This is a genomic window from Pediococcus sp. EKM201D (assembly GCF_011800215.1).
Lineage (GTDB): Bacteria > Bacillota > Bacilli > Lactobacillales > Lactobacillaceae > Pediococcus > Pediococcus pentosaceus.
Map to the genome: position 1 here is coordinate 42,196 of NZ_JAALFK010000007.1, position 7,650 is coordinate 49,845.

Below are 7,650 nucleotides of genomic sequence, written 5' to 3' on the forward strand. Positions count from 1 at the left end.
AAGGAGTTAATCGTAATTATGGCAGCAACAATCAAGTGGTGGCAACAAGCCGTTGTCTATCAGGTCTATCCACGGAGTTTTCAAGATACCAATCATGATGGTATTGGTGACTTAAAGGGGATCACGGCCCACCTAGACTACTTAAAGCAATTAGGAATCGACGTCATTTGGCTCAATCCCATTTATCGTTCACCCAACGATGATAATGGTTATGATATTAGTGATTATCAACAAATTGCGGCCGACTTTGGCACTATGGCTGATTTTGATGAACTATTGCAAGCCGCCCATGACCGGGGCTTAAAGATCATCATGGACTTGGTTGTTAACCATACCTCTGATGAGCATCCATGGTTCAAACGCAGTCGCCAGGACCGCACCAATCAATATCGTGATTTCTACTTTTGGCGCTCAGGTAACGGCAAAAAGGCGCCCAATAATTGGGATGCGGCTTTTGGTGGTTCAGCATGGCAATATGATGAGCAGACCCAGCAGTATTATTTACACACGTTTTCAACAAAACAACCTGATTTAAACTGGGAGAATCCGACCTTACGAGAGTCAGTTTATACGATGATGACCTGGTGGCTGAACAAGGGTGTTGACGGTTTTCGAATGGACGTCATTAACCAAATCTCTAAGTTACCCGGATTACCAGATGGTCCACTGAAACCGCACAGTCAGTTTGGCGATGCTCGAGTAACGAACGGACCGCGAGTTCATGAATTCTTGCAAGAAATGAACCAAGAAGTATTGTCACAGTTTGATATCATGACGGTTGGTGAGACCCACGGGGTGACACCAGCGGATGCGCTGAAGTATGCGGGCGCTGATCAGCACGAATTAGATATGGTCTTTGAATTTCAACATCTGCGACTTGATAATAGTCAGCATGGTCTTGGTAAGTGGAGTACGCGTAAGACACCGTTAGTGGCGCTAAAGAAAGTCATTAGTGACTGGCAAGTCGGACTTGAAGGGCGGGCTTGGAACAGCCTGTTTTGGAACAATCATGATACGCCACGAGCGGTCTCACGTTTTGGTGATGACCGACCAGCATATCGGGTACGTTCGGCTAAAATGCTCGCAACGTGTTTACACCTCTTACAGGGAACCCCATATATTTATCAAGGTGAGGAACTGGGGATGACTGACGCTCATTTTACTGAACTAGCCAGTTACCGAGATATTGAATCGCTCAATGCCTATCGTGATTTAGTGACTGAGCGCCAGCTGCTATCACCGGCAGATATGATGGCCCGATTAGCGGCGCGTTCTCGGGACAACTCGCGAACGCCGATGCAATGGGACACGGAGGTTAACGCGGGTTTTAGTGACGCGGCGCCATGGCTCACGGTCAATCCCAACTATCGTCAAATCAATGCTGCCGCAGCTTTGGCTGATCCGGATTCAGTGTGGTACTATTATCAGCACTTGATTCAATTACGACATCAATACCCCTTAGTGACGTTAGGTTCGTTTGAGCTCTTGTGGGCCGATGATCCGCAGGTATTCTTATATGCACGGCAATGGGAAGGGCGGACCTGGCTAGTTTGTTGCAATTTCACAGCCGAGACACTGTCCCGACCACTGGATCAATATCTGACGCCCACGGCCAAATGCTTGATTAGTAATTATGGCGAGCAGCAGCCAAATAAATTACGGCCTTATGAGGCTTGGGTCTACCAACTCGCATAGGTATCCAGGACTTGGCTAATTGAGGCGGTCTTTGAAATATACCCAATCGTTACGATTAGTGTGAATTGGGTTGCTCAAAATTCTGCGATGGTCTTAATAAGCGACCACCTGACTAAAAAAACTGCTTTCAAAAGGATAACTTTTGAAAGCAGTTTTTTAGCGCGCGGCGACCACTTGGCCCACGTGAGGCTCATCTAGTCGTTGGTGACCTTGAATGAAGCCCGTGAGGTTAAACGGTAGTTGTTCATCGATCGTCGTGACCAATTGACCAGTATCTAGCAACTTGAATAGTAATTGTAAGGCGGCTTGATCAGAAATCACTTCGGTCGGTTGGATTGCTTGGAAACGAATTGATTTACTGTTGGCTGGCAAGTGACGGGCGAATGAAGCGATGGTCGCATCAAATTTGGCCATTGCTAAGTCATCTTTGCTACCAACGCCATCGATAGCGACATTGATTACGACGTCATCGCGGTCTGGGTCTGGATGTAAGCTGATTCCTGAGACAACTTTTAAGAGAGGGTATAATGAATAAATCGTTCTCAAAAGAAAGGAATTTTTACCTGCCAACTCGTTACGACAAAGAATTCAAACAAAACATTATCAACCTATATAAGCAAGGCGAATCAGCTGCCCAACTGGCCAGAGAATATGGCATTGGCTATTCAACCGTTCATAAGTGGATCCAGGGCCAGGCCAAAACTCAATCCGGTAAATCGCCAGACGAAATCAAAGCGATGGAAAAGCGACTGGCTTCGCTGTCTGAGGAGAACGAAATCCTAAAAAAGCCCTGGGCTTTCTTGCGCAGAAGTAACCAATATCTTTGATTACATTCACCAAGAAAGCCATCACCACCAGGTAACCAAGATGTGCCGAATCCTAGGTGTTTCCAGAGCTCAGTATTATCGTTATCGATCCTTCAAACCTTCAAAACGCCGGGCCGAAGATGCGGACTTGAAACAACGAATTCTGCGGATCTTTGCGGAATTTAAGCAGCGATACGGTGTTATGAAGATCCACCATGAATTGAATCTGGAACTTCAACCACTGCAGCTTCGGTGCAGTCCACGACGGATTTCCGGCTCATGAAGGAACTGGATATCCACTCCGTTACCGTCAATAAGTGGAAAGCGGCTTCGGCTTCCAAAACCAAGGTTGAACAGCGTCCCAACTTGCTTAAGCAGGATTTCTCGACCACTGGTTTAAATCAAAAATGGACCGCTGATATGACCTATATTCAAACGAAGCGTAATGGCTGGTGTTACTTATCAACCATCATGGACCTGCACTCACGACGGATTACCGGCTATTCGTTCTCAAAAAAGATGGATACTGATTTAGTCTTAAAGACCCTTGAAAGCGCGGTTAAAAATCGAACCATTACTGGGGACCTGATTATCCATACGGATTTAGAATCACAGTATACCAGCGATAATTACAATCAACGTTTAACTGAACTACATATCCGCCACTCATACAGCCGTAAGGGTTGTCCGTATGATAATGCGCCAATGGAATCCTTTCACGCTTCCCTCAAAAAGGAATGTGTTTATCCAGTGCCGGTCTTTGAAGATTATGAAACTGCCGCTGCCGTCCTTTTTGAATATGTGCATGCTTTCTACAATAGGAAGAGAATTCATAGTTCACTGGGCTACCAGACCCCCTTACAAGTTGAAATTGCAACACTTGCGAGCCAAATGGCCGCCTGATTTAATGCTTTCCAGGGTTCAAATAAGTTATTAATCGCGATTAATGATTTATTTGAGCTGTGGAAGGTAAACGCGGTTCTGAATGTCTCTTAAAATCTGTCTCAAATATTGACTTCAATCCAAAATTCAAAGGGAACAAGCTATAGTAGCCCAATTTTCTTAATTAAAAAAGATGGACAAATTGCTACACAAAAGGCTTCGTAGCCAGATTAATTGATAGATTAGTTGACAGATTGGTTTACGTATTAGTTTACGAATTGGTTGTCAGATTAGTTGACGAATTAGATTACCAAGATATATAATTGAAGATGAAAAAGAAGTCATGAGTTCCAGCTCATGACTTCCCGTGTAGAACCGTTTAAGACGGTGACATTGTTAATATTAAAAAATAACCGATTAACTCGCCAAAGTTATTAGACGGTTATTTTTTTTGATTAAATTTCAATATTGCAATTACCAACAAAGCAAAGTTAATTGCGATTGTTAGTGCTTGGAACACTGACATACTATTCCTTTCTAGTGGAATAATACTTATTAATCATAGGCATCACCCCACTTTCTATGAGGATTAGCCACCGCCTTAACTTTTCTACTCTGTAATTTTACCATAAATAATAGAGTGATTTACTATTGAAATTTTTATATAGTATGATATAATTCATTCTAATACATCGGGTATCGGTGCATATTAATTAAGAAGAGTTGATGAAAAATGCTAAAAATAACACTTAAAAACTTGAATAAAAGAGATTTTAACAAAGCCATCTAGATAAATTCTAGATGGCTATTTTTATGCACTTCTTATCATTCTAATAAAGGAGATTTTCGGAGTGGAAAAAGTAGATTTAAATGTAATCGGTAAGAAGTTAGAAGAAGGTTTTGAAGAAGCTAAGGTAGATAAATACCATAATTGTGCAACGTGGGCGATGGCGGGCCAAAAAATATTAAAACAATTGGGAATTCCTGCATATACTTGCATCGGCGATTTATTATACAGAGATATAATTAATGATAAGTTAGCTGTATTCAGACTTGATAAGAATGATTATCACATGGTTGTTATAAGCTTCATAGAAAATAAATGGAAAATGATTGATTTTGGAGCAGAGTATATCAGTAATAATAAAGATGAAGTAATAAATGAAAAAGATAGTCAGATTATAATAGATATTCCAGATTTAGAGGTTGTTAATGCATGGGAAATAATCTCTTTTTGGGAGGGAATGCAGTCTTTGAATGGAAAAGTTAGATGGAATCTAGAAAACAAAAGATGTAGTTATACTTTTATTGTTGAAGGTTTGGAACCCTCTTTATCAGAGAACGAAGAAGAAGCGGAAAGTATAATGTCTAAAATTGATATAAACCATTAGAATATACAAAAAAGAACCTGTAAAATAAAGGTTCTTTTTTTGTTATAAAATAAGTATTTTATTGTAGGTATTCAGCTAAGTCTTCCTTCAATAAAGCTATTGCATTTGTGGTATCTGTTACGGAGGCTTTCAGAAGTCCACTCAAGCCAACTATATGCATAACATCTAAGTAGAATTCGCTGTCTAAAAATAGAATATGTAAACTTTCTTCTGATACAGGGGTAGGAACCTTGAAACCTAATTCGGAATCATATGTTAAATAAGTTAATTCTTTATCATCTAAAGAATAGTACACATCAGATTGAGAAGAATTGTTAATCTTTATGTACATTTTATGATGGTCGCTTAGTAATTTACCATTTCGCCCGATAAAATAAAAGCCATGATAAAAGGGTAATGTTTTAAGCGTTTCACCATTCTTATTGACTTCATTTTTGTAGTTTTGTATTAATTTTGTTGTTAAACCTCTTAACTCGACATTTAGTTTATCAGCAATAGCCGAATATTCATTTAGATCCATTACTTACTCCTCCAATTATAATAATTATTTAGTTAAATCTATGGTTGCATGTTCAATTGTTTTTATATCTCTATCTCCAGACTTAATATCAACCAGTCCAGTTATCATTTTTTCTTTATCAAAATTCTTCTTGTCTAAAGACGTTGCTTTGTATAGAAGAAGACCTTCCATTTTAGCACCAGGTTGGAGAGTTTTTCCTTGAAGAGAATCATGTGCTCCATCGTTATTATCATATTGAGTACCTGAACCGTCAATACCACCAGCTCCCCAAATAAAAATAGGGTGATCAGTATTATTCGTTAATGTATATTTTACTTGTATATATTTCATTGGAGATTCCCATTTATCGCCAAATGTAGTCTCGTAGCGTGATTCTTGATTTTTATTTGTGGCTTCAGTTTTAAGAAGTTTTACGCTTGAGATATTGTAGTCCACATCGTCTATGTTTTTGGAAACACTTTTATTTGAAACAGAAAGTAGCTGTATATTACCTTGAGATTTGTCGTAAGTTTTATCACCTGCCTTAGTTAGCACGTGACTTTCTGATGATTTAGATGATTCGTGGGTGTGAGTGTGATTGTCACCACACCCTGATAGTACTAGAGTTAGTAATATGAAGCTACCTAATAAAGTTTTTTTCAATTATATTCTCCTTCAAAAATATATTTATAATCTTAAGATTTTTTCTTTTTTAGCGATTAATTCTTCTGGTGTTATAATACCAGCGTCAAATATCGTCATTTTTAAACTCATCTCAAGATTATTAACACTTTATATAATACACGATTTATTTATCCTTGAATACCATTTCTACAACGTAGCCCAACTTTAAGGGAATGCCAAAAGACATCATGAATTCAACAGAATTTTCATAGTGAAGATTATTGAGTGTACAGTAATCTAATAAGATATGAATAGCTTTTTTATTGGCATTGTATTCTTCCTTTGAATATACAGACCCTGCACTATAGTTATTGGATCCACAGTCCCCGTTTATGATATGGCTGGATGTAAGCTGATTCCTGAGACAACTTTTAAGAGAGGATATAATGAATAAATCATCTCTCAAAAGGAAGGAATTTTTACATGCCAACTCGTTACGACAAAGAATTTAAACAAAACATTATCAACCTATATAAGCAAGGCGAATCAGCTGCCCAACTGGCCAGAGAATATGGCATTGGCTATTCAACCGTTCATAAGTGGATCCAGGGCCAGGCCAAAACTCAATCCGGTAAATCGCCAGACGAAATCAAAGCGATGGAAAAGCGACTGGCTTCGCTGTCTGAGGAGAACGAAATCCTAAAAAAAGCCCTGGGCTTCCTTGCGCAGAAGTAACCAATATCTTTGATTACATTCACCAAGAAAGCCATCACCACCAGGTAACCAAGATGTGCCGAATCCTCGGTGTTTCCAGAGCTCAGTATTATCGTTATCGATCCTTCAAACCTTCAAAACGCCGGGCCGAAGATGCGGACTTGAAACAACGGATTCTGCGGATCTTTGCGGAATTTAAGCAGCGATACGGTGTTATGAAGATCCACCATGAATTGAATCTGGAACTTCAACCACTGCAGCTTCGGTGCAGTCCACGACGGATTTCCCGGCTCATGAAGGAACTGGGTATCCACTCCGTTACCGTCAATAAGTGGAAAGCGGCTTCGGCTTCCAAAACCAAGGTTGAACAGCGTCCAACTTGCTTAAGCAGGATCTCTCGACCACTGGTTTAAATCAAAAATGGGCCGCTGATATGACCTATATTCAAACGAAGCGTAATGGCTGGTGTTACTTATCAACCATCATGGACCTGCACTCACGACGGATTATCGGCTATTCGTTCTCAAAAAAGATGGATACTGATTTAGTCTTAAAGACCCTTGAAAGCGCGGTTAAAAATCGAACCATTACTGGGGACCTGATTATCCATACGGATTTAGGATCGCAGTATACCAGTGATGATTACAATCAACGTTTAACTGAACTACATATCCGCCACTCATACAGCCGTAAGGGTTGTCCGTATGATAATGCGCCAATGGAATCCTTTCACGCTTCCCTCAAAAAGGAATGTGTTTATCCAGTGCCGGTCTTTGAAGATTATGAAACTGCCGCTGCCGTCCTTTTTGAATATGTGCATGCTTTCTACAATAGGAAGAGAATTCATAGTTCACTGGGCTACCAGGCCCCCTTACAAGTTGAAATTGCAACACTTACGAGCCAAATGGCCGCCTGATTTAATGCTTTCCAGGGTTCAAATAAGTTATTAATCGCGATTAATGATTTATTTGAGCTGTGGAAGGTAAACGCGGTTCTGAATGTCTCTTAAAATCTGTCTCAAATATTGACTTCAATCCAA

At 40.0% G+C, this 7,650-nt stretch carries 12 protein-coding genes; 8 read left to right on the forward strand and 4 right to left on the reverse strand.

Going from position 1 to position 7,650, the window contains the following annotated elements; all coding sequences use genetic code 11:
- Positions 1 to 18: 18 nt before the first annotated feature.
- On the forward strand, positions 19 to 1,695 hold the full coding sequence (locus tag HFC68_RS08995; protein WP_159277813.1) for an alpha-glucosidase: 1,677 nt from the start codon (positions 19 to 21) through the stop codon (positions 1,693 to 1,695).
- Between the two features lie 156 nt (positions 1,696 to 1,851).
- On the opposite strand, the gene HFC68_RS09000 is transcribed toward HFC68_RS08995, so the two are convergent.
- Positions 1,852 to 2,241 (reverse strand): hypothetical protein, encoded by a 390-nt coding sequence (locus HFC68_RS09000; protein ID WP_235022270.1) that lies wholly within the window; start codon positions 2,239 to 2,241, stop codon positions 1,852 to 1,854.
- Between HFC68_RS09000 and HFC68_RS09395 the strand changes: the two genes are divergently transcribed.
- Genes HFC68_RS09395 through HFC68_RS09010 form a run of 3 tightly spaced genes read left to right on the forward strand, consistent with a single transcriptional unit; the run spans position 2,223 to position 3,404 of the window.
- Positions 2,223 to 2,522 (forward strand): transposase, encoded by a 300-nt coding sequence (locus tag HFC68_RS09395; protein ID WP_159277811.1) that lies wholly within the window; start codon positions 2,223 to 2,225, stop codon positions 2,520 to 2,522. The genes HFC68_RS09000 and HFC68_RS09395 overlap by 19 nt on opposite strands.
- 40 nt (positions 2,523 to 2,562) lie before the next feature.
- Positions 2,563 to 2,784, forward strand: coding sequence for an IS3 family transposase (locus tag HFC68_RS09400; protein ID WP_256677791.1), 222 nt, complete (start codon positions 2,563 to 2,565; stop codon positions 2,782 to 2,784).
- A complete protein-coding gene (locus tag HFC68_RS09010; protein WP_256682586.1) occupies positions 2,781 to 3,404 on the forward strand; it encodes an IS3 family transposase in 624 nt (207 codons plus the stop codon). Before HFC68_RS09400 ends, HFC68_RS09010 begins: the two co-directional genes overlap by 4 nt.
- A gap of 421 nt (positions 3,405 to 3,825) precedes the next feature.
- On the opposite strand, the gene HFC68_RS09440 is transcribed toward HFC68_RS09010, so the two are convergent.
- Positions 3,826 to 3,909: a putative holin-like toxin gene (locus tag HFC68_RS09440; protein ID WP_350028812.1), complete on the reverse strand. Its 84-nt coding sequence runs from the start codon at positions 3,907 to 3,909 to the stop codon at positions 3,826 to 3,828.
- 325 nt (positions 3,910 to 4,234) lie between these two features.
- Here HFC68_RS09440 and HFC68_RS09015 point away from each other — a divergent pair, with 325 nt between their 5' ends.
- Positions 4,235 to 4,774 (forward strand): hypothetical protein, encoded by a 540-nt coding sequence (locus HFC68_RS09015; RefSeq protein ID WP_159277807.1) that lies wholly within the window; start codon positions 4,235 to 4,237, stop codon positions 4,772 to 4,774.
- Between the two features lie 58 nt (positions 4,775 to 4,832).
- Here the strand turns inward: HFC68_RS09015 and HFC68_RS09020 are convergent, their stop codons facing one another.
- Both HFC68_RS09020 and HFC68_RS09025 read right to left on the reverse strand, forming a co-directional pair.
- Positions 4,833 to 5,294 carry a hypothetical protein gene (locus tag HFC68_RS09020; RefSeq protein WP_159277805.1) on the reverse strand — a complete coding sequence of 154 codons (462 nt, stop codon included), beginning with the start codon at positions 5,292 to 5,294 and terminating at the stop codon, positions 4,833 to 4,835.
- A gap of 24 nt (positions 5,295 to 5,318) precedes the next feature.
- Entirely contained in the window at positions 5,319 to 5,936 is a 618-nt protein-coding gene (locus tag HFC68_RS09025) for a hypothetical protein (protein WP_159277804.1), read from the reverse strand.
- A gap of 444 nt (positions 5,937 to 6,380) precedes the next feature.
- On the opposite strand from HFC68_RS09025, the gene HFC68_RS09405 reads away from it, so the two are divergent.
- The 3 genes from HFC68_RS09405 to HFC68_RS09035 are packed head-to-tail and all read left to right on the forward strand — an operon-like array spanning position 6,381 to position 7,527.
- The gene (locus HFC68_RS09405) at positions 6,381 to 6,632 is read left to right on the forward strand and encodes an IS3 family transposase (protein ID WP_002816285.1); all 252 of its coding nucleotides are present in this window, start codon (positions 6,381 to 6,383) and stop codon (positions 6,630 to 6,632) included.
- A gap of 53 nt (positions 6,633 to 6,685) precedes the next feature.
- A complete protein-coding gene (locus tag HFC68_RS09445; protein ID WP_372237467.1) occupies positions 6,686 to 7,024 on the forward strand; it encodes an IS3 family transposase in 339 nt (112 codons plus the stop codon).
- Positions 6,991 to 7,527 carry an IS3 family transposase gene (locus HFC68_RS09035; protein WP_256677796.1) on the forward strand — a complete coding sequence of 179 codons (537 nt, stop codon included), beginning with the start codon at positions 6,991 to 6,993 and terminating at the stop codon, positions 7,525 to 7,527. Before HFC68_RS09445 ends, HFC68_RS09035 begins: the two co-directional genes overlap by 34 nt.
- Positions 7,528 to 7,650 lie beyond the last annotated feature (123 nt).